At 73.0% G+C, this 22,354-nt stretch carries 13 protein-coding genes; 5 read left to right on the top strand and 8 right to left on the bottom strand.

The genetic code is table 11. The annotated features are described in order from the left end of the window. Positions 1-40: 40 nt before the first annotated feature. Positions 41-1,705: a SulP family inorganic anion transporter gene (locus tag ACFQ8E_RS03820; protein WP_430549252.1), complete on the bottom strand. Its 1,665-nt coding sequence runs from the start codon at positions 1,703-1,705 to the stop codon at positions 41-43. Positions 1,706-1,757: 52 nt separating this feature from the next. Beyond that, on the bottom strand, positions 1,758-2,201 hold the full coding sequence (locus ACFQ8E_RS03815) for a hypothetical protein (protein ID WP_430549251.1): 444 nt from the start codon (positions 2,199-2,201) through the stop codon (positions 1,758-1,760). 293 nt (positions 2,202-2,494) lie between these two features. Between ACFQ8E_RS03815 and ACFQ8E_RS03810 the strand changes: the two genes are divergently transcribed. Both ACFQ8E_RS03810 and ACFQ8E_RS03805 read left to right on the top strand, forming a co-directional pair. Beyond that, a complete protein-coding gene (locus tag ACFQ8E_RS03810; protein WP_430549250.1) occupies positions 2,495-10,306 on the top strand; it encodes a DUF5979 domain-containing protein in 7,812 nt (2,603 codons plus the stop codon). A 132-nt stretch (positions 10,307-10,438) separates the two neighbouring features. Continuing rightward, complete coding sequence (locus tag ACFQ8E_RS03805) at positions 10,439-10,714, top strand: GlsB/YeaQ/YmgE family stress response membrane protein (RefSeq protein WP_430549249.1); 276 nt, start codon at positions 10,439-10,441, stop codon at positions 10,712-10,714. Between the two features lie 320 nt (positions 10,715-11,034). On the opposite strand, the gene ACFQ8E_RS03800 is transcribed toward ACFQ8E_RS03805, so the two are convergent. Together ACFQ8E_RS03800 and ACFQ8E_RS03795 are read right to left on the bottom strand one after the other, a co-directional pair. Next, entirely contained in the window at positions 11,035-11,454 is a 420-nt protein-coding gene (locus tag ACFQ8E_RS03800) for a transferase (protein ID WP_430549248.1), read from the bottom strand. A 93-nt stretch (positions 11,455-11,547) separates the two neighbouring features. Next, complete coding sequence (locus ACFQ8E_RS03795) at positions 11,548-13,650, bottom strand: bifunctional lysylphosphatidylglycerol flippase/synthetase MprF (protein ID WP_430549247.1); 2,103 nt, start codon at positions 13,648-13,650, stop codon at positions 11,548-11,550. 114 nt (positions 13,651-13,764) lie between these two features. On the opposite strand from ACFQ8E_RS03795, the gene ACFQ8E_RS03790 reads away from it, so the two are divergent. Together ACFQ8E_RS03790 and ACFQ8E_RS03785 are read left to right on the top strand one after the other, a co-directional pair. After that, on the top strand, positions 13,765-14,523 hold the full coding sequence (locus ACFQ8E_RS03790; protein ID WP_430549246.1) for a GH25 family lysozyme: 759 nt from the start codon (positions 13,765-13,767) through the stop codon (positions 14,521-14,523). 18 nt (positions 14,524-14,541) lie between these two features. Next, complete coding sequence (locus ACFQ8E_RS03785; protein WP_430549245.1) at positions 14,542-15,711, top strand: VanZ family protein; 1,170 nt, start codon at positions 14,542-14,544, stop codon at positions 15,709-15,711. Here ACFQ8E_RS03785 and ACFQ8E_RS03780 read toward each other — a convergent pair. Together ACFQ8E_RS03780 and ACFQ8E_RS03775 are read right to left on the bottom strand one after the other, a co-directional pair. Then, the gene (locus tag ACFQ8E_RS03780; protein ID WP_430549497.1) at positions 15,680-17,101 is read right to left on the bottom strand and encodes an MFS transporter; all 1,422 of its coding nucleotides are present in this window, start codon (positions 17,099-17,101) and stop codon (positions 15,680-15,682) included. The two genes, ACFQ8E_RS03785 and ACFQ8E_RS03780, sit on opposite strands and share 32 nt — an antisense overlap. A gap of 47 nt (positions 17,102-17,148) precedes the next feature. Further along, positions 17,149-18,504, bottom strand: a complete 1,356-nt coding sequence (locus ACFQ8E_RS03775; RefSeq protein WP_430549244.1) for a M20/M25/M40 family metallo-hydrolase — start codon at positions 18,502-18,504, stop codon at positions 17,149-17,151. Between the two features lie 149 nt (positions 18,505-18,653). On the opposite strand from ACFQ8E_RS03775, the gene ACFQ8E_RS03770 reads away from it, so the two are divergent. Further along, on the top strand, positions 18,654-20,138 hold the full coding sequence (locus ACFQ8E_RS03770) for a mannitol dehydrogenase family protein (protein ID WP_430549243.1): 1,485 nt from the start codon (positions 18,654-18,656) through the stop codon (positions 20,136-20,138). Positions 20,139-20,142: 4 nt separating this feature from the next. Here the strand turns inward: ACFQ8E_RS03770 and ACFQ8E_RS03765 are convergent, their stop codons facing one another. Further along, positions 20,143-21,192 carry a YihY/virulence factor BrkB family protein gene (locus ACFQ8E_RS03765; protein ID WP_430549242.1) on the bottom strand — a complete coding sequence of 350 codons (1,050 nt, stop codon included), beginning with the start codon at positions 21,190-21,192 and terminating at the stop codon, positions 20,143-20,145. Between the two features lie 81 nt (positions 21,193-21,273). Continuing rightward, positions 21,274-22,221: a sugar-binding transcriptional regulator gene (locus ACFQ8E_RS03760; protein ID WP_430549241.1), complete on the bottom strand. Its 948-nt coding sequence runs from the start codon at positions 22,219-22,221 to the stop codon at positions 21,274-21,276. Positions 22,222-22,354 lie beyond the last annotated feature (133 nt).

Raw genomic sequence — 22,354 nt, 5'->3', positions numbered from 1 at the left:
GCCACGATGGCACTGCTCCTGCGGCAGCGCGCGGCGAGGATCAGCCGCCGGCGGACGCCGCCCGGCGGGTGCGTCGGCGCTCCGCCAGGTCGTACGCCTCGCGCACGGAGCCGAGCAGCGTGTCGCTGCTGGGGACGACGGAGTCGCGCAGGCGCGCGCTCACGCCGCCGGTCTCGAAACGCCGCCGCAGGTCCTCGGGCACGCCGCAGACGACCACCTCGACGCCGTGCTCGTGCCAGCGGTCCAGCAGCCGGTCGAGGGACTTGAGGAACGTGGTGGACGGGATGCCCGCCGAACCGCGCAGCGAGATCACCAGGGCGGCGTCGTGCGTGCCGGCGGTGTGCGGCCACTCCTCCTCGAGCCGGTTCACCTCGGCGAAGAACCCGGTGCCCACGTAGTGCAGCACGGTGGTGCGGCCGCTGGGCAGGACGGCGGGGGCGTCCTCGACGCGGAAGTCGCCGTCGTCGGTCGGCACGAATCGCACCAGGCGCCCGCGCTTGGCCGCCTGCACCGCGAACAGCACGATCGACAGGCCGGCGCCGAGGAAGATGGCCTGCTGCAGCGGCAGCTGCGTGGTGGCCGCGAACGTCACGACCAGCGCCGCGGCGGACAGCCACGACGTGCGGAAGACCAGCACGATGTCGGCCCACCGGCCCACGACCAGCTCGCCGCCGATGACGAGCAGCAGGCCGCCGATGACGGCCATCGGGATCGTCCCGGCCAGCGGCCCCACGGCCAGCACGATGACGATCAGCCAGACGCCGGAGAAGATGCCCGCCCAGCGGGTCTGCCCGCCGCCGCTGGTCGCGACGCCCGTGCGGGACAGCGACCCGCCGGTCGGCAGCGCGCCGAAGAAGCCGCCCGCCACGTTCGCGAGGCCCTGTGCCGTGAAGTCCTTCGAGACGTCGGTACGTGACCCGTCCGGGTTCGGCACGGCCGCGCCGATGCCCGCCGCCTGCGCGAGTGCGACGAGCGCGATGGCGAGGCCGCCGGACACGAGGTCCGGCAGCGCGCCGACGTCGGGCAGCGTGAGCGGCGGCAGGGACCGGGGGATGGCGGCGATGTCGGAGACCAGCTCGACGTCGGTGCCCAGCAGCGCGACGACGACGGTGACGACGACGAGCGCCAGCAGGGTCGCCGTCTTGCGCAACCGCGGCACCAGGCTCAGCGCCGCCCACGCGGCGACGGTCGCGACGGCCACGGCGACCGTCGGGCCGTCCCAGTCGCCGACGTGCGCGACGGCCTCGACGAGCTTGCCCACCGTGTTGTGCGACTGCGGCTCGTACCCGGTCGCGTCCTTCACCACGCCGGCCACGATCTGCACCGCGATGCCGGCGGTGAAGCCCGTCATGACCGCCGTCGAGACGAACGACATCACCGAGCCGAGCTTCAGCACGCCCAGCAGCGCCATCCACAGGCCGACGACCAGCGTGAGCGCGGCGACCGAGCCCAGGTCCGACGGGTCCAGCCCGGCGTCCGTGAGCACGCTCTTCGCCGACAGGGCGATGGCGCTGGTGAGCGTCGTGACCATGAGCACCGTGCGGGAGAAGAACGAGCCGACGATCGTCGGCACGGCGCCCGACCAGAGGCCCATCGGCGCGGAGAACCCGCCCACGGTCGCGTACGCCATGCCCTCCGGGATGGAGAACAGGCCGGTCACGAAGCCGGAGACGACGTCACGCGGGGTGGGCCTCGACACTCGCACCCCAGCACAGTGCCCCACGGCCCGGGACGCCGCGACCCGGCCGCACGCCGGCTCAGCCGCAGTCCAGGTCCTCCCGCACCGACGCCGTCGCGTCGACGACGCCCTGGGCCTCGTCCCTGAGCGAGTCGGCGGCCTCCGCGAGGGTGGCGTCGTCGTCGACCTGGCCGAACGCGGTCACGAGGGCGTCCCAGGCCTGCTCGACGTCGTCCGTGCGGTCGTCCGACACCTCGGCGAGGCTCTCGTGCAGCGTGCGCTGCGCCTCCGCGGCCTGGTCGCGTGCGGCCTGCACGTCCTCGACGGAGGAGTCCGGGCCCAGCGTGCCCGCGAGGTTCCGCAGCGCGTCCGTGTAGGCGGAGAGGTCCTCGCACGTCTGCGTCGTGTCGTCGCCCATGGCGTCGGTGCTGGACTCGCCGCACCCCGCGAGCAGCAGCGCCGTCGCGCCCAGCGCCGTCGTACCCAGCACCGCGTACCCCTGTCGTGCCCTCGTCCGGCTCATGGTCGACTCCCTCGTCGCGCTCCGACGCCCTCACCTCGACCTTCGTCGTCCTCGGCCGCGCTCGCGAGCGCACGGCGCGATCGCGGAGGTTTCCGGGCGTTCCCGATCATTCGGATGTACCGCCGTTCAGCAGGCCTAGTCCACCGATATCTGACACCTTCGGAGTGGTGTCCGCGCACAGCGTCGCGCGCGGGCGGTTTGCACCGATGTGTGGAGGGGCACTGATGGTGGATGGTCGTAGGTCAGCGGGGGAACGACAGCGCCGCAGCGCGCGCTTGCGCGCGCGACGGCGCGTGCGTCGCGCCGCCTCCGTGCTCGGCGCCTTCGTGCTCGCGCTCGCGGGCGCGGTCATCCCGGCGACGACGGCGTCGGCCGCGACGTGGGGCATCAGCAAGCAGGAGGTCAGCTCCGGGCCGTACCAGCCGGGTCAGAACGTCCAGTGGGTCGTCACGGTCTCCTGCTCCGACCCCAACGCCGACCCGTGCACCAACGCCGTCATCACCGACGAGCTCCCCGACGGCATGCAGCTGGTCAGCGCGTCGATCCAGAGCCAGACCGGCGCGACCGGCGGCACGATCGACGCGGACACCGACACCGACACGGTCACCTACACCGCCGACCAGGTGAACAACGGCGGCCAGGTGCAGATCCTCATCACCGCCCAGGTGGACCCCGACCTGCCGTACAGCCAGGACGGCGTGCCGATCACGAACACGGCCACGGTCGTGGCGGACAACGCGACCGAGCAGTCCGCCAGCGACGACATCACGCCCGACGTGCCGCTCGTCCTCGACTCCGAGACGACGAAGACGATCGAACCCGGCGGGGCGCTCGCGAGCCCCGGCACCGCGGCGACGATCACGCTCGGCGCCACCAACACGTCCAACGACCCGGTCGACACCCTCGTGGTCCAGGACCCGGTCGACCCGACGGCCGACCCGAACCCCTTCACCTACCTCGAGTACACGGGCACCGGCGACATCACCCTGCCGCCGAACGCCGACACCGTCGAGGAGGAGTACTGGGACGGCACGCAGTGGCTGCCGCTCGACGACTCCGTCGACCCGGCGACCGTGCAGGGCGTGCGGTACACCTTCAGCGGCGACATCCAGCCGGGTGCCACGGCCACGATCCCCGTCGAGGTGCAGCAGAGCGACGCGGTCACCGAGCTCACGGACACGACGACCGTCGAGAACGACTCGTCGTCCTACGTGACGCACGACGACGACCAGTCCGACGAGGTCACGGCCGACGACGACTACGTCATCACACCGCCGAACAACAGCGTCGAGGCATCGAAGTCGTTCGACCCGGCCACCGTGAGCGCCGGCGACCCGACGACGGTGACGCTCGGCGCCACGAACACCGGCACCCCGGTCGACACGATGACGATTACCGAGCCCGCGCCCGGCACCGACAGCCCGTTCGAGGGCGACTCGCCCCTGACCTTCACCGGCTTCGGGCCCGACGGCGACGGCACCGGGGTCACCTGGCCCGCCGACGCGGATGCCGCGTCCGTGACGTTCACCTGCGCCGACGGCTCCACGGCCAGCGAGGGCACGACCACTGTCGACACCCTGCCGAACCCACCGGCGGACTGCGTCGTCACCCAGTTCAGCGTGGAGTTCACCGGCGACATCGTCACCGGCGGTGAGGCAAGCATCCCGTTCACGGCTGACACCGACCCCGACCAGGACGTCGACGACCTCACCCACTCCAACACGGTCCACGCCGAGGTCCCCAACGCCGACGACACCGCGTCCGCCGACCTGGTGACCCTCGTGGACCGGCTCGCGACCGAGACCTCCAAGGTCATCTCGCCCTCGACGATCCCGGCCGTGCCGGGGCAGAACGTCGTGGTGCAGCTTCCCACCCAGCTGCTGCCCTTCGGCCCGGACGGCTCGACGACGAACGCCGACCAGGTGGTCATCCAGGACCCCACCGACCCGACGGACCCGGGCGACTTCTGGGGCAGCTTCACCGCGACCCAGGTGCGCAGCACCGACGTCCCGGCGGGCTCGACGCTCACCATCAACTACTGGAATGGCACGGCGTGGGTGCCGGCGCCCGGCTGCGGGCCGTACACCGGCCCGAACACGGTGAGCTGCGACCTGCCGGCCGACGCCCAGGGCGTGCAGTTCGTCTACGACTCCACGGCCGACGGGTTCCCGCCCGGCACGCAGTTCCAGCCGAACTTCGTCGCCGAGTACACGGGCGACCCGGACCAGGACGAGCCGCTGACCAACTGCGGCGCCTCCAGCGCGTCGTCGAGCGCCGTGGGGCCGACGGAGCCGGCCGAGGGATGCGCCACCGTCGACCCGTTCCCGGTGGACGGCACGGGCGACCTCGACTTCGTCGACAAGACGTTCCTCGAGGGTGACCCGGCGACGGTGCTCGCCCGCACGGACGACCAGGTGACGGCCCAGATCACCTGGTCGACCAACGGCTTCTCGGGCGTCGACCCGATGGTCATCTCAGACATCGCCGACCCGGAGTCCACGGCGGTCGCGGGCTCCTTCTACGATGCCTTCAACCTGGTGAGCATCCCCGCCATCGGCAGCAGCCTCGACCCGCTCATCCAGTACGACGCAATCGTGGGAGTCGAGCTGTGGAACGGCACGGCCTGGGTGCAGGCGACGAACTCGGGTTGCACCACGGCCACCCCCTGCGACGGCGGGATGCCGGAGGTCCTCCTCACCGAGGTCGAGCAGGAGTCCACCCTCTCGGTGCGGGTCGTCTACACCGAGTCGTCCACCCGGACCGACGACCCTGCCGACCCGACCACACCCGCCGCCGGTGACGGCGTCGCGCGTTCCACGCGGGCCGACGCCCGCCACCTCAACCTCACGTTCCAGGTGCGCGACTACAAGCGCAGCGACGGCGACCCGGTGCTCGGCGCCGTGCACGGCACGCAGTACAACGTGCCGGACGAGCCCGGGCTGGTGAACGACACGGCCCGCGGGACGGCCACGTTCGACGGCGACGAGTACACGGACACCGACGACGCCGACGTGCTCATCCTCGACCGGCCGCTCAACGTGTCGGTGGCCAAGGACTGGGACGGCGGCCCCATCTCCGTGCCCCCTGCCGAGACCCCGGACGAGTTCTATCCGTCGACGACCGTGACGGTCACCGGGACGAACGAGTCGAACGCCAAGGTGGAGCGACTGCGGCTCGCGGACCCGACGGCTCCCGGCTCAGGCGACGTCGTCACCGATGGGGGCACGTCGCCGTTCGACGCGTTCACCCTCACGGCGATCGACCTCACCCCGCCCGCCGGCGCGACGTCGACCACGGTGACGCTGACGGCGGAGGGCGGCGGCACCACCGTCTACACGGAGAACCCCCTCGGCACCTGGACCCCGTCGAACCCGGAGGACCTCGCAGCCGCGGACCTGGCCGACGTGATCGGCGTCGAGGTCGCGTACGACGGGCTGGTGATGCCGGGGGCCGAGGGCAGCATGGCTCTCACGCTCCAGCTCCGGGAGACGGACCGGTACACGGGCGACCCGGTCACGGTCGCGCAGTACAGCCCCGTGCCCAACACGGCCGCCGCGACGATCACCGACCCGGGCGGCACGTCGGAGGACGACCGGCTCGACAACGCCACGGACGACATGACGCTGCAGGAAGCCGCGATCGGTGTGCAGGTCGGCAAGTCGTTCTCGCCCGGCCAGGTGGTGGAGCCGAACCACGGCGCCGACGGCGCGGACACCCCCGTCGTCATGACCCTCACCGGGACCCCGCAGGGGCCGTCGCGTGCGGTCGAGATGGTGCTCACCGACGACGACCCGCAGTTCTGGAACCAGTACGACTTCGTCGGCTTCGCCCCGAGCGCCGCGCTGGTGACGCCCATCCAACAGGTGCAGGTGGACGCCTACACCGGCGGCACGTTCACGGGCGACGACGACGGCGTCACCGTGACCGGCGGTGACTGGGAACCGGGCACGCCGTCGAGCACGTTCACTCTGCCCCCGGGCGTCGACCCCGCGGACGTGCAGGGCCTGCGCTTCACCTTCACCCGCACGGACGGCTCGATCTGGGAGAACCCGGCGACTCCTACGCAGCCCGTGCCGATCCAGATCTTGCGCCGCGACACGCTGCGGACCGGCGGCGACGTCCTGCCCGACCTCGCCGCGAACCCGCCGGCGCCCGGCGAGACCGACCCCGGCGTTGCGACGAACACCGTGCAGGGGGAGGTCACCGGCGCCGACCTCGTCGTCGGGCCGGACGGGGACCTCGTGCCGGTGTCGGACGCGGACGAGGCCACCGAGGACATCGTCTACGTGCACGCCACCAACGGCGTCGAGGTCGTCAAGGACTTCGACGGCGTGGTCACGGGCGGCAGCGAGTCCCCCGACGCGGTGTTCCCCCTGAACATCGCCGTGACGAACACGGGCAACCGCCCCATCTCCGAGCTCGTCGTCGACGACCCGATGCCGGCCGACTCCACCGGTCCCCAGCTGCGGCTGGCGGACGTCGACGATCCGTTCACCTACGCGCTCGACGGTGCGGCTCCGGACCCGGCCAACGGCGACCCGCTGCCCACCGACCCCGCAGACGTGACGGTCGACCAGTCCGGCGACATCGAGTCGCTGACGTTCAGCTTCCCCGAGGGCACGGTGCTCGAGGTGGGGCAGACGTACACGATCACCGTCATGGTGCAGTTCCGGGTGGGGCTCACCGCGGGGACGGTCGTGCGCAACACCGCCGGGGTGACCGGCGACCGTCCGTGGGACGAGTGTGAGGCGCGGCTGGACGACGAGACGGGCGCCTGCGAGGCAGACTCCGACGTCGTGACCATCCCCTCAGGCGTGCTCCGCCAGTCGAAGCAGGTCAAGGCGACGGACGACGACGAGCTCGACGTCATCGTGGACCCGGCCGCACCCGACCCCACCGTCGAGTGCACGCCCGACGCGGACGGCTTCTACTCCTACCCGTGCACGCCGGTCGTCGCCCCGGGTCACGACGAGACCTGGCGGATCCGGGTCGACAACGTCGGCAACCTGCCCATGAGCAAGGTGGTGCTCTACGACCGCCTGCCGACGCCGGGTGACACAGGCTCGTACGCCGATTCCGCACGCGGGTCGGCCTGGGCCGCGATCCTCACGAACGACCCGCCGCCGCAGCTCGTGAACGCGCCGGACGGCGCCCGGGCGACGTTCTACTACACGACGGCCGACGACTACTGCATGGACGACATCAACGACCCGATGAACGAGCCCGTCTGCCCGACCGACCCCGACGCGGGGTGGGCCCCGCTGACGTCGTCGACGGGCGAGGACGTCTACGAGCAGATCGCCGCGCTGAAGGTCGTCGTCACGTTCCCGGGGGACGCGCTGTTCCAGCCCGGCGAGTTCGTGGCGCTCGAGGGCACGACGACCACGCCGCCACTCGTACCGGAGGCCGGCGACCGGTCCATCGCCTGGAACTCGGCGGCCGCGTCCGCGGTCGTGGAGGCGCAGAACGGGTCGTCGTTCAACCTGCTGCCGACCGAGGGCACGAAGGTGGGCGTCGCCACCGCGAGCGGCCCGCTCGAGGTGAACAAGCTGGTCAGCGGTGACGGGGCGGAGTACGCGCCGGACGAGTTCCAGCTCTTCGTACAGTGCACGTCCGCACCGGGGACCTGGGTCGAGACCGAGATGGACCCCATCCCGATCACGGTGGTGCCCGGCACGCCCACGGTGGTGCCGGACCTGCCGTACGGCGCCGAGTGCACGATCACGGAGGACGGCAGCAACGGCGAGACCGAGCTGATCGTCGGCACGGTGACGATCGACAGCGAGAGCGTCGACGAGGACCCCACGACGATCGCGGCCATGAACCGGTACGACCTGTCGAGCCTGGAGCTCTCCAAGACGGTCGAGAGCGACGCCGTCGACCAGGACGGGAACCCGGTCTCCTACGGCCCGTTCGAGGCGACCGTGGAGTGCACGTTCCTCGGCGAGCCCGTCTTCGCCGACGGCTACGACGCGGACACCCCGATGGTCGTGGAGCTGACCGAGGACGGCACGCCCGTCACCCTGACCGGCCTGCCCGTGAACTCCGAGTGCACCGTCACCGAGACCAACGCCGCGAACGCGGCGGGCACGACCATCACGGTCACCACGCCGGGCGAGGACCCGGTCGAGACCGACGGCACGTCTGCCGACGTCACGATCGTGCCGGACGACGACGGTGCGGCAGCGGTGCAGGTCGCGATGACCAACGAGTTCACCGTCGGCGCGATCGACCTGCAGAAGGTGGTCGACGGCGAGGGCGGCCCCGCGTACGGTGCCGGCCCGTTCACGATCCAGGTGGTGTGCACCTACGACGCCGACGGCGACGGTCCGGGCGAGGCGGGCACCGTTTACGACGGCACCGTGGTGCTCGGTGGGGCGGGCCCGCTGGAGGCGCAGATCCCGAACCTGCCCACAGGTGCGGAGTGCACGATCACCGAGACGGACGACGGCGGAGCCACCGGAGCGGTCGTCGTGCCCGATACGGTGACCGTCGGCTCCGACCAGCCCGTCGAGGTGGTTATCACCAACACGTTCGACGTCGGCACCATCGAGGTGGACAAGGACCTCGATGGCCTCGGCGCCCTCTATGGCCCGGGTCCGTTCGAGGTGACGTTGGAGTGCTCCTACCTGGGCGTCGACCTCCCGATCCCCGGCGGCGCGGTCCGCGAGCTCGTGCCCGGCGAGCCGGTCCTGTACGAGGGCCTGCCGGTCGGCGCGGAGTGCACCGTGACCGAGACGAACACGTTCGGGGCGTCGTCCTCCACCATGACGGTCGACGACGGTGAGCCGGTCGAAGGCACGACCGTCGACGTCGTCGTGCCGCCGGCCGACGGCGGCGAGCCGACCACCGTGACGGTGACGGCCACGAACACGTTCCTCACCGCGCCGCTCGTGGTGCGCAAGGTGGTGGACGGCGACGGGGGGGCCTACGCCCCGACGATGCCGGACCTGCCGCCGCTGCCGGAGATCCCGGACGGCCCGATCACGCCCGAGGTACTCGCCGAGTTGTTGGCGCAGGTGGAGCAGTACCTCGACGACGTGCCGTTCGACGAGTTCCCCTACGAGGTCACGCTCGAGTGCACCACCTCGCAGGGTGACCCGGTGCCGATCCCGGGCGGCAGCGTGCGCCCGTTCGGCCCGGGCTTCCCCGGGCTGTACTTCGGGCTGCCCGACGGTGCGGAGTGCACGGCGACGGAGACACGCACGGGCAACGCCGACCAGGTGACGCTGGACCCGAACCCGGTGACGATCGACGGTGAGGCCACCGTCTTCGCCCCGGTCGAGATGACGGTCACGAACACCTACGACCTGGGCGGGTTCACCGTGGAGAAGGTGGTGGACGGCGACGCCGCGGACTTCGGCGTAGGGCCGTTCGAGGTGTCCGCGCAGTGCACGCTGCGGGGCGAGGAGATCGACGTCCCGGGCGGGGCGACCCGCACGCTCGAGGCGGGCGGCACCGTCACCTACGGCGACCTGCCGATCGGGACGGAGTGCGTCGTCACCGAGACGGACTCCGCCGGTGCGTCGTCATCCACGGTCTCGACGACCGTCGAGGGGGGCGACCCGGGCCAGGTGGTCGTGCCGGGCGCGGACGCCGACGCCGCGGTGGTCACCGTGACCAACACGTTCGACGTGGGGTCGGTCGCGGTGGAGAAGGTGGTCGACTTCGAGGGCAGCTCCTACGACGTGGGCCCGTTCGAGGTGACCCTCGCCTGCACGTTCCAGCGCGAGGACATCGAGATCCCGGGCGGCGCGGCACGCGAGATCGCGGCGGGCGACACCGTCACGTACGACGGGCTCCCGATCGGCGCGGAGTGCGTCGTGACGGAGACGGACGACGGGGGCGCGGCGTCCTCCACGGTCTCGACCGTGGGCGACGGCGACCCGGGCGCGGTCACCGTCGCGGCGGACCCGGCGTCGGTCACGGTGACGAACACGTTCGCTCCGCCCCCGCCTCCCGCGGGCGGCGACGGGACCGATACCGGCGGGGGCGGTTGGCTCCCGACCACCGGCGCGGACATCGGCCTCTGGGTCGGCATCGCCGTCCTGTTGATCGCGGCAGGTGTGGTCGCCGTCGGGATCCGGCGCCGCCAGCAGCACTGACCGGGCCCCACGACGGCGCCGACCCTGGTCACGGGGTCGGCGCCGCCGGCGTCCAGGGGGCGTGCAGCGGCAGTCCGCCGTACGTTCGTTGCGGGCGCGACCTGCGCCGTCGTCGAGGAGGGGAGCAGCACCGTGACCGCCACGGGAATCATCACCGCGATCATCATCGGCGCGATCATCGGGGCCCTCGGGCGCCTGGTCGTCCGGGGCAAGCAGAACATCTCGATCCTCGTGACGATCATCATCGGGATCGTCGCCGCACTGCTGGGCACGTGGATCGCGAGCCTGATCGACGTCAGCGACACCGGTGGCATCGACTGGATCGAGCTGATCTTCCAGATCGTGCTGGCCGCGATCGGTGTCTCGATCGTCGCTGGGATGGGCGGCCGCAAGCAGACGACCCCCTGACCCTGCCCGGGCGGCATCCCGCGCGGGTGCCGCCGCCGGGAGCGCGAACGGGCCGGCCGTCCCTGGACGGCCGGCCCGTTCGCGAACGGTCTATCGCTTACGCGCCTTGACGGTGGTCTCGGCAGTTCTCTCGCGCTTCTGCGCGCGCTTCTCCTTGAGGGTGAGCGCCGGCTGCTTCTTCGAGTTCTTGGTCACGGGAGTTCACCTCCACTCGCCTCCAGGTGGGTCGATGAACCGGCCACCATAGCAACGTCCCGCCGGGGCCGGGTGAGGCCGGTCGGCGGGACGTCGGGGTGTCGTGAGTGATGCCGTGCGCGGGGTCAGGCGGCCGTGCCGAAGTCCTTCCGGCGGCGTTCGCCGTGGGCCGTCTCGCCGTCGGGCACGATCGCGTCGGGCGGCACGACGACGCCGGACGGCACGCGGCTGTCGGTGCCGAGGCGGGAGCCGGAACCGACCCGGGCGTCGTCGCCGACGACGCCGCGGACGCCGACGTGCACGTTCTCGTCCACGCGGGCTCCGCGCCCGACGACGGCGTCGACGTCGACCCAGCTGAACCGGCCGACCTTGGCGTGCGCGCCCACACGGGCGCCGGCCTCGACGTACGCGCCGGGCCTGATGGTGGCGTCGGGGTGGACGCCCGCGTGCGGCGAGACGAAGCCTTCGCCGTTGTCGTGCCGGAGGTACCGGGTGAACTTCCCCGGCTCGTGCTCGACCTCGACCTTTCGGGGGATGCGTCGCAAGAGTGCTCCTCATGGTGCGGGTGAATCTTGTGACATAACGCGCAAGCGGCGCCTGGTGTTCCCGACGGCCGGGCGACGCGGGGTGTCGCGGCGTCAGCGGCGGGACGACCGGGCGGCCGCGACCAGCTCGCGCGCGTGCACGTCGGGCAGGTAGCACCTGACGAGGGCGAGCCCTACCAGAGGGAGGGTCGCGGGCTCGGTCACCACGAGGTAGAGCGGCGCGTCCCGCGGCTGGAACTTCATCTTGAAGCGGTGCAGCGACTCGAAGCCGTACAGGGGCTCGAGCCGCTCCGCGAGGCGGTCGAGGACGGCGTCGAGACCCCCGGGAGAGGGGTGCTCGCCGCGGGCGAGCGGGCTGCCGGACAGCGAGGCCTCCAGGGCGCCCTCGTCCCGGAACGTCGTGAGGGCGGACGCGATGAGCAGCTCCATCGTGTAGCGGAACGAGTCCGGCGCGCGCCGCATGACGTCGAGGGTCCACCCGACGACCTGCCCGTCCGGGGCGTGCACGGGGAGCCAGCTCGTCACCCCGTGCACCCGCCCGTCGCCGTCCACCGCGAGGCCCACGCGTACCTCCGGGTCGAGGGCCTCGCGGACCCCGCCCAGCGTGAAGGCCATCTCCGGCAGGTCGCTGTCGCCGAGCCACGCCTCGGAGATCGCCCGCACCTGTGCGAGCGTCTCGGGCGGTTCGTCGACCAGCCGCACCAGCCGGTGCTCCATGCCCTGCTTCGCGGCCTGGTTGAGCGCCGTGCGCACGTCCTGCCACTTCTTGCCCCGGAACTCCAGCCCCGGCAGGTCGATCACGGCCTCCTGCGCCACCGGCACGAGGGTCCAGCCGCGCGCCCGCCCGATCGACGCGACCTCCTCGCTCGCGGAGAAGAAGCACGACCCGGAGCCCGCCGTCGACGCCGCCCCGACGAAGGCGTCCACCAGCTCCGCGCGGCCGTCCGGTCCGTCGCCGACCGGGTCCGTGAGGACGACGACGACGCCGGCGTGCGCCTGGTAGGCGACGTACCCGTCCTGGCCCTCGGGCGCCCATCGTTCGAGGCCGTCCCAGGTCGTCATCCAGGCCAGCCGCTGCCCCGCCCCGAGCCGGCGGAGCGTCGCGCGCGCGTCGTCCTGGTCCAGCCGGGCCCCGGTCGACGGCCTCGCGTGGCGGCGAGCGCGGAACGACGACCGCCGGACGACCAGCAGGGCCAGCGCACCGAGGTCGAGCAGGAGCATGAGGAGCACGAGCGGCAGCTCGTCCGGCAGCACGAGGGACGCGGCCAGCGCGAAGAGCGCCTCGCCGACCACCCCGAGCAGCGTGAGCACCACGGCCAGCCACCACCAGGAGCGCCTGCCCCGCAGGAGGCCGACGGCGAGGACCAGGTCGACCGCGACGGCGAGGACACCCGTCGGCCAGCTGCCGCTGCCGACCTCGCCCAGCGGCCCCTCGCGGGGACCGGCGGCGAAGCTCGTGAGCACCACGAGCAGGGCCGAGATCGCGAAGTACCCCGCGGCCGTCGCCCGGTCGCGCTGCAGACGCCCGGCGCGCGTGCGGCGTCCCAGCCTCGCGCCCAGCACGGGACGGGCGACGACGAGGCCGGCGATCCACCCGACGACGTGCTCGACGTCCGCGATGCCGCCCCAGATCACGAGCGCGGCCAGGACGTAGATCGCGATCAGGGCGCTCGCCCGGAACCGCCACGGTGGCGCCATGCTCAGCGCCGTCACGGTCACCGCCCCGACGACCCCCGCGCTGAAGCCGACGTCGAGCACCCGGGCCAGGTGCTCCGCCCAGCCCCAGCCCGTCCGGGCCAGGAGGGCGAGGCCGCCGGCGGTCCCGACGACGCCGACGAGCTGGCAGGTCACCGCCGTGACCACCGCGCGCCGGGTCCCGAGCCGGAGCTCCGTCCAGCCGACGAGCAGGAGGAAGACCCCGGCGACGGACACGTACTCCCACGGCTCGAGGGCGAAGAGCGAGCCCGTGGCGGGCGTCCACCACCGTCCGTCGGCGAACGCCGGGGCGCCGAACGCGACGTCGTCGAACCACGGGTGGTCCTCGAACGGGGACCACAGCGCGCCGGTGACGACGCCGAGCACGAGCATCAGCGCGACGACCCCGAGCGTGAACGGGACATGCCTCGCCGTGCGGAGCAGCCGCAGCGTCGGAGAGGCGGTCGAGGGGGTCGCTGCCTCGTCGGTGGCGCCGGTCACGCGTGACTCCTCACCTCGGTTGAGGGAATCATTCCGCGGGCGGCGCCCGGGCGCGCGCCGTCCGGTCGCGGCGGTGGTGGCCCGGAGCGGGGGCGATCGGGGATCATCGGCGGGATGAGCGGCGAGCGGGCAGGACGAGGCCGGCGTCGGCGTGCGCTGGCGGTGGTCGCCGGGTCCGTCGTCGTGCTGCTGGGCGTGCTGGCGCTGCTGGTGTGGAACGGGGTGCTCTGGCCCAACCGCCTGGCCGCCGACCGGTACGCCGTGCGCGGCGTCGACGTGTCCGCCTACCAGGGCACGATCGACTGGCCCGTGCTGGCGGCGCAGGACCTGGACTTCGCGTTCGTCAAGGCCACGGAGGGCTCCGCCCACGTGGACGAGCGGTTCGCGGCCAACTGGGAGGGCGCCCGGTCCACCGACCTGCTGGTCGGCGCCTACCACTTCCTCAGCTTCGAGAGCCCCGGGGCGGACCAGGCGGCACACCTGATCGACGTGGTGCCCGCCGAGAGCGGCACCCTGCCGCCCGTCGTCGACGTCGAGCACTACGGCGAGTTCGCCGCCGACCCGCCGACCGTCGACGAGCTGCGGGGCATCCTCGACCCGATGCTCGACGCGCTCGAGGAGCACTACGGCGTGCCGCCGATCCTCTACACGACCCAGCAGATCCGGGCGGACTACCTGGGCGACGACTACGACCGGTACCCGCTGTGGATCCGGTCGGTCGCCTCCACCCCTGACCTGCCGCGCCGCGACTGGGAGTTCTGGCAGTACTCCGACCGCGACACGCTCCCCGGCTACGTCGGCGAGGAGGATCACATCGACATGAACGTGTTCGACGGCACGATCGGCGACCTGAGCGCGCTGACCCAGCCATAGCCGCATACCGTCGGCGGCGTGATCGATCGATGGACATGGCCGGCCGTGGTGGGCGTCGGCTTCGGGGTGCTGGCCTTCCTCGGGGTGCTGATCCCCGTGCTGCTGGTGCAGCAGCGGCGGTACGGGCGGCTCGACGCGCGGAGGGTGCTCGGCGCCGCGGCGCTCGCGGTGTACGTCGTGACGCTGCTCGCGTACACGCTGCTGCCCCTGCCCTCGGGGGACCTGACCGCGTGGTGCGCCGCGCACGGGGTGTCCGGCGCGGAGCTGGTGCCGCTGCACTCGCTGGACGACATCCGCCGGGACACCGCCGGCCTCGGCACCCTCGCCACGCTGCGCAGCGCCGCCGTCCTCCAGGTGGCGTTCAACGTGCTGCTCTTCGTGCCCTGGGGCGTGCTGGCGCGGAGGTACCTCGGATGGGGCGTGGCCGCGTCCACCCTGAGCGCGCTCGTCGCGTCGGTCGCGATCGAGACCGTGCAGTACACGGGCATCCTCGGGCTCGTCCCGTGCTCCTACCGCGTGGCCGACGTCGACGACGTCCTCACCAACACCCTCGGCGGTCTCCTCGGCGCGCTCGTCGCGCCGGTGGTGCTGCGCTGGATGCCGCAGGCGCGCGAGCTCGCCGCCGCGCGTCTGGAGCCGCGGCCGGTGACGTTCTGGCGCCGCTTCCTGGGGATGGTCACCGACCTGCTCGCCGCGTTCGTGCTGGGGGCGGCGCTGCAGCTCGCCTACCGGGTGGCCGTGCTGGCGTCGGGCCACGACGTCCCGTCGGCGACGACCTGGCCGGACGTGCTGCTGGGCACGGTGGTGCCGGCCGTCGTCGTGTTCCTCCTGCCGCCGTGGGTCCGCTCGGGCGCGTCGCTGGGGCAGCGGGCGGTGTGGCTGGAGCCGCGCTGGCGAGACGGCGCGGGCGTCCTACGACGTGGCTCGCTCGCGCGCCGTCTCGCCCGCGGGTACCTCCTGCTCGGTCTGTACGGGGTGCTGGGGATCGTGGAGGCGGTGCCGCCCGGCGACGCGTCGAACGCGTGGGCGGGGGCGCTGCAGAACGTGGTGGCGCTCGCGGCCCTGGTCGGCGTCGTCGCGACCGGCGACCGGCGCGGCCTCGCCTGCGTGCTGACGGGCGCGCGGATGGTCGACTCCCGCGCGCCCGCCGAGCCCGTCAGACGTGCGTCGTCACCGGCCGGTCGGTGAACGCCTGCTTCGGCACGACGACCAGGAGCGCCGCCGCGACCAGGGCCGTCCCGCCGCACACCACCCACACGGTGACGTAGCCGGCGAACGAGCCGGCCGTGCTCTCCGCGGCCCCGGCCGTGCCGGCCCCCGCGGCACCGAGCAGCGCGATCCCGAAGACGCACGACGCCACCGCCCCGCCGAGCGTCTTCACCGAGTTGGTGAGTCCCGTCGCGACGCCCGTCTGCTGGGGCGGGGCCGCCGCGGCGGCGGCCGACGGGAGCGCCGCCACGAGGGCGCCGGACCCGATGCCGACGACCACCATGTTCACCACGACCTGCAGGTACGTGGCGTGGAGCGGCACGAACAGCAGGAACCCGATCCCCACGCACGTGGCGGCCCCGACCAGCGTGATGCGCGGCGTCACGAGGCGTGCCACGCGGGGGAAGGTGAGCGCGCCGACGATCATCGCGACCAGGTAGACGCCGATGAGCAACGACGTCTGGAAGCCCGTGGTGCCGAGGCCGTAGCCGTGCAGCGCCGGGTCGGTGCGGGCGAACGTCGACAGCGGCGCCTGGGCGCCGAGCACGGACACCCCGAACAGCCCCGCCGTGAGGAACACCGGGCCGAGCGCGGGGGAGCGGAACATCCGCACGTCGACGAGGGGGTCGGGGTGGCGCAGCTCCCAGCGGGCGAACGGCCACAGGAGCAGGAGCCCGAGGGCGACCATCGCCCACGCGAGCGTGGACCCGACGCCGTTCAGCCGGAGCATGCTCAGCCCGCCGGTGAAGGCGAGCAGCGCGAGGGACAGCAGCACGAGGCCGCGCAGGTCGAGACGCCCGCCCGCGGGCCGGGGGGTCTCGGCGACGCCGAACCAGACGACGACGAAGCACGCCGCCACGAGGACGCCGGGGACGAGCAGCACCACCTGGAGCGGGAGCGCGTCGACGAGCGCACCCCCGGCGAGGGCGCCCGTGATGGCGCCGACCTCGAGCGCGGCGACCAGGATCCCGGCGGCCTGCGCCGTGAGCGCCGCGCTGTTCGGGAGCCCGCGCGAGCGGCTCCACACCAGGGCGATCTCGAGCGGCAGCCACGCCGAGTAGAAGCCCTGGACCGCCCAGGCGGCGAGGAACAGCCCGAACGACGGCATGAACGGCAGCGCGAGCGTCGCGACGGCCGTGACCCCCGACGACACGAGGAGCATGCGCCGGTGGCCGACCATGTCGCCGAGCTTGGCCAGCACGGGGACGACGAGAGCGGACACCATGAGCTGCGTGCCCTCGAGCCAGTTCACGTCGGCGTCGTGCACGCCGAGGTGGCGGGCGATGTCGGTGAGCATGGGCGTGTAGTAGCCCTGGATGACGCCGCTGGTGAGCTCGACGAAGGCGAGGAAGCCGACGACGGCCGCCATCGTCCCGCCGGCCGCGCTCACGGCCCGGGGCGCACGGCGCAGGCTGGTCACGGCAGACGCTCCAGCAGGGTGCGGTGGAACAGCTCGCCGCGCGCGAGCTCGCCGACCTCGACCCGCTCGTCGACGCCGTGGATGGACTTGCGCTGCGCGGTGGACATCGCGAGCGGGGCGAAGCGGTAGACGGCCGGCGAGAACTCGTGGAAGTACCGGGAGTCCGTCGCGGCCATGACGACGTACGGCACGGTGAGCGCGTCCGGGTGGGAGACGCCGACGGCTTCGGCCAGCAGGGCGAAGCGGTCGTCGTCGGTGGGCGACTCGGGCGACGGCTCGCTGGACTCGATGACCTCGATCTCGACGAGGGGGTCGCGGATGCGCCGTCGCAGGCGTTCGACGGTCGAGGCGACGGTCTCGCCGAGGGCGATGCGCAGGTTGACGGTGGCCGACGCCTGCGACGGCAGGACGTTCGCCGCGGTGCCGCCCGCGAGCATCGTGGGTGCGACGGTGGTGCGCACGAGCGCCGCCGTCTCGCCGCCACGGGCGACGAAGGCCTGGGCCGTCGCCGCGGGGACGCCGGCCATGGTGGTCAGGGCGGCCCTGGCGGGCCCCTCGGCGCGGCCGGCGAAGATGCGCAGCATCTGGGAGATGGCGCGCGGGGTGCGGGCGGGGAACGTGCGGGGGCCGATCCGGTCCACGGCGCGCGCGACCCGGCGCACCGCCGTGGTGGTCGGCGGCATGGACGCGTGGCCGCCGTCGCCGCGGGCCTTGAGCCGCACGTTCATGACGCCCTTCTCGCCGACGCCGACCATGGCGGCCCTGCCGGGCACGAACGGGAGAGGGGAGTCGACGACGGCGCCGCCCTCGTCCACCACCATCCAGGGCACGACGCCGCGCTCGCGGAACGTGGCGGCGATCGCGGCGGCGGCGGCGCCGTGCGACTCCTCGTTGCCGCCGAAGGAGAGGTAGACGTCGCGGGCCGGGGTGAAGCCGGCGGCCAGCAGGTTCTCGACGGCCTCGAGCACGACGACCAGCGGTCCCTTGTCGTCGAGGGCCCCGCGGCCGTAGACCCAGCCGTCCTCCACCCGGCCCTCGAAGGGCGGGTAGGTCCAGGCGTCGGACTCGTCGACGGGGACGACGTCGAAGTGCGCCATGAGGACCAGGGGACCGTCGGGGGCCTCGGTCCGGCCCCGCCACCGGTACACGAGCCCGAGGTCACCGTGGCGCTCGAGCTCGAGCCGCTCGTGCACGAGCGGGTACAGCTCGGGGAGCAGGGCGACGAGCTCCTGGAAGGGGCCGAGGCCACGGGTCTCGAGCTCGGCGGAGACCGTGGGCAGCTGGATCAGGCGCGACAGGCGCTCGTCAGCACCCGGGCGGGGAGTGACCGGGGTCACGACGGGCTGATTCATGGGCACACCGTAGAGCCTCCGTGTCACGGGCAAGGACCAGGTCTGCGACGCGGTCTCACCCTCCCTCGACACCGGTGCTCATCTGTGCCGCGATGCCTGCTCGTTTGCTACGTTGGTGGCTCTCGCACCCGACGGAGCAAGGACCCACCATGACCGCACTCAGCGCAGAGACCGTGTCGTCGCTGGCGGGCGGCGACCTGCCGCTCGCCGTGCCCTCCTACGACCGCACCCGGCTGCGCGCCGGCATCGTGCACCTGGGCGTCGGCGGGTTCCACCGGGCGCACCAGGCGATGTACCTGGACCGGCTGATGAACGCCGGCGAGGCGCTCGACTGGGCGATCTGCGGCGTCGGCGTGCTGCCGCACGACGCCCGCATGCGCGACGCGCTCACCGCGCAGGACGGGCTGTACACGCTGGTGCTCAAGCACCCCGACGGCACGCTCGAGGGCCGCGTGATCGGCTCGATCGTGGAGTTCCTGCTGGCCCCGGACGACCCGGAGGCGGTGCTGGAGAGGATGGCGTCGCCGGAGATCCGGATCGTGTCGCTGACCGTCACGGAGGGCGGCTACAACGTCAACCCGGTCACGGGGGAGTTCGACGCCGAGGACCCGGCCGTGCGTGCCGACCTGGAGCCCGGCGCCGTGCCCGCCACGACGTTCGGCCTGGTCACGGAGGCGCTGCGCCGCCGTCGCGACCGGGGCGTGCCGCCGTTCACCGTGCAGAGCTGCGACAACATCCAGGGCAACGGCGACGTCGCGCACCGGATGTTCACCGCGTTCGCCCGGCTCAAGGACCCGGAGCTCGCGGCGTGGATCGAGGAGCACGTCCCGTTCCCCAACTCGATGGTCGACCGCATCACGCCCGTCACCACGGACGACGACCGCGCCATGGTGGCCGAGCGGTTCGGCGTCGACGACGCGTGGCCGGTGGTGGCGGAGCCGTTCACACAGTGGGTGGTCGAGGACCGGTTCGCCGACGGGCGCCCGCCGTACGAGAAGGTGGGCGCGCAGCTCGTCGACGACGTCGAGCCGTACGAGCTGATGAAGCTGCGCCTGCTCAACGCCAGCCACCAGGCCCTGTGCTACCTCGGCTACCTCGCCGGGTACCGGTACGCCCACGAGGTCTGCGCGGACGAGACGTTCGTGCGCTTCCTGCGCGACTACATGGCCCGCGAGGGCGCCCCGACGCTGCTGCCCGTGCCGGGGGTGGACCTCGAGGAGTACCAGGCCACGCTGATCGAGCGGTTCGCCAACCCGCACGTGCGCGACACCCTCGCCCGGCTGTGCGCCGAGTCGTCGGACCGCATCCCCAAGTGGCTGGTCCCCGTGATCCGGGCGAACCTCGCCGCCGGCGGCGAGGTGCACCGCTCGGCCGCCGTCGTCGCGGCCTGGGCGCGGTACGACGAGGCCGTGGACGAGCAGGGCGAGCCCATCGCGATCGTCGACCGCCTCGCGGACCGCCTGAAGGCCGCGGCGGCGCGGAACCGGGAGGACCCGCTGGTGTTCGTCCGCGACGAGGAGCTGTTCGGCGACCTGGCGTCCGAGCCGCGGTTCGTCGAGGCCTACACCGCCGCGCTGGACTCGCTGCACACGCTCGGCGCCCGGGCGACGGTGGAGTCGCTGGTCGCCGGATAAGCCGTCACGCGTCGTCGCGGGCCGCGGCCTCCCGGATCTTGCGGGCCTCGGCGACGGCGTCGCGCCGCTTGCCGGCCTTCTTGTCGCTGGCCTTGGTGTCGCGCGGCGGGAGCTGGATGTTCTCCTCCGCGGCGATGCCGCCCTGCAGCTGCCGGCTGCGCTCGAGCTCGGCGTCCAGCTCCGCGCCGAACAGCAGCGCCAGGTTGGTGATCCACAGCCACAGCAGGAACACGATGACGGTGCCGAGCGTGCCGTACGTGGAGCCGTAGCTGCCGAACTCCGCCACGTAGAAGCCGAACGCCGCGGAGGCGATGACCCACACCACGATCGCGAGCAGGGCCCCGATGCTGATCCAGCGGAACTTGGGCTGCTTCACGTTGGGCGTCAGGTGGTACAGCAGCGCGACGACGACCACCACGAGGAACAGCGCGACGGGCCACTTGGCGATGCTCCACACGGTCAGGGCGACGTCGCCCAGGCCGATCGCCTCGCCGACCGCCCGTGCCACCGGCCCGGACAGCACGAGGCTCGCGACGACGACGGCCGCGAGCACGACCACCACCAGGGTGACGAGCAGCATCATCGGGCGCAGCTTCCAGACCGGGCGCCCCTCCTCGACCTCGTACACCCGGTTCATGGCCCGGCCGAACGCGTTGACGTACCCCGACGCGGACCACAGGGCGATGACGAGGCCGACGACCAGGGCCAGGCCCGCACCCGTGGACCCGACGGCATTGGTGACCAAGGGCTCGACGATGGTCAGCGTCTCCTCGGGGAGGAAGCCCTCCACCGTCGACATGATCGAGTCGATCGCCGCCTCGGCGTCGCCGACGAAGCCGAGCAGCGACACGAGCGCCAGCAGGGCGGGCGCGGACGCCATCACCGCGTAGTACGTCAGGCCGGCCGCGAGGTCGGTGCAGTCGTCGTCGGAGAACTCCCGCACGGTGCTCTTGAAGGCCAGCTTCCACGACGGCTTCTTGAGGTCCGGCGGAGACTCGGGCTTGCGCGGGTCGTCGGGAGCCGGCTCGGTGCGGGGCTCGTGCGTGTCGGTCACGGGACCTCCTCGGGCGCGGCGGCGGGTTCCGCCAGGGTCACCACCAGGCTCGATGCGTCCGCGGATGCCCGCAATCGGGCGTCACGTGGTCGCGGCGTCCAGCAGCTCCTCGAGCGCGCCCGCGGCGGCGTCGTCGCACACGACGGTCGTGGCGATGCCGCCCGCGACGGCGGCGCGCAGGCCCGGCGCGGCCTCGCGCCCGTAGCCGGCGGTGACGACCTCGGGGGTGCGCACCAGCTGGTCGAAGGTCACGCCCACGACGCGGGCGTCGAGCGGCGTGACGACGCGGCGGCCCTCGGCGTCGAAGAGCCGTCCGGAGCACTCGGCGACGGTGCCCGCGGCGGTGGCGGCGCGCCGCTCGTCGCCCGTGACCCGGGGGAACACGGTGGACCCGGTGGCCGTCCACGCGCCGATCGCGACGACGGCGAGGTCGAGGTCGTCGGCGCGGTCGAGGGCGGCGGCGATCTCCGGCTGCCGCCGCATGCCGGCGGCGGTGCCGGGGTCGGCCACGAGCAAGGGTGACCAGACCGGCCAGGTGCGCACGCCCGGCATCCGGCGGAAGCCCTGGATCATGTCGAGCGAGTCGCCCGACCCGTCCACCGGCAGGGCGCCGACCAGCTGGACGACGTCGCACGCGGGCAGAGGGGCGAGGTGGCGCACCGCGATCTCGATGGTGCGCGACCAGGAGACGCCGAGGGTGGCGCCCTCGCGCACGTGCGCGGAGACGACGCCGGCGAGCGCGCGGGCGACCGACTCCCGCGTCGCGGCGGGGGTGCCGGCCGCGCCGGCGATCACGACCTCGCGTGCGCCGAGCCGCTCCGCCAGGCGTCGGGCGCGGCCGGTGTCCAGGTGGGCGGGCGGGGAGATCTCGATCCGCACGACGCCGCTCTCGCGCGCCTCGGCGAGCAGCCGGGCCACCTGGAAGCGGGAGATCCCGCGGGCGGAGGCGATGTCCACCTTGGAACGGTTGTCGAGGTAGTAGTCGCGGCTCACCTCGACGAGGAGGCGGGCGTGCTCGGCGTCGGTCACGGGATCATCCTCCTCGCTGGTCGGGCCGCCGCGCCACTCTGAGCGCTCGGGCCTTGCTCGCCTGAGCATCACCCACTACTGTCCCGACAGATGAGCGCAGCGCCGCATCTCATCTGTGCGCGTCGGCGCTCGT

The organism is Isoptericola sp. NPDC056573, from assembly GCF_042793335.1.
Classification (GTDB): Bacteria; Actinomycetota; Actinomycetes; order Actinomycetales; family Cellulomonadaceae; genus Isoptericola.
Note: the sequence above shows the minus strand (reverse complement) of the source record. Positions and strands in the feature narration are given on the sequence as shown.

What these genes read in the sequence shown, in the direction of transcription:
- ACFQ8E_RS03815 (WP_430549251.1), bottom strand. Translation starts at nt 2,201, where the DNA reads ATGAGCCGGACGAGGGCACGACAGGGGTACGCGGTGCTGGGTACGACG.
- ACFQ8E_RS03790 (WP_430549246.1), top strand. Translation starts at nt 13,765, where the DNA reads ATGAGCGGCGAGCGGGCAGGACGAGGCCGGCGTCGGCGTGCGCTGGCG.
- ACFQ8E_RS03780 (WP_430549497.1), bottom strand. Translation starts at nt 17,101, where the DNA reads ATGGCGGCCGTCGTCGGCTTCCTCGCCTTCGTCGAGCTCACCAGCGGC.
- ACFQ8E_RS03775 (WP_430549244.1), bottom strand. Translation starts at nt 18,504, where the DNA reads ATGAATCAGCCCGTCGTGACCCCGGTCACTCCCCGCCCGGGTGCTGAC.
- ACFQ8E_RS03770 (WP_430549243.1), top strand. Translation starts at nt 18,654, where the DNA reads ATGACCGCACTCAGCGCAGAGACCGTGTCGTCGCTGGCGGGCGGCGAC.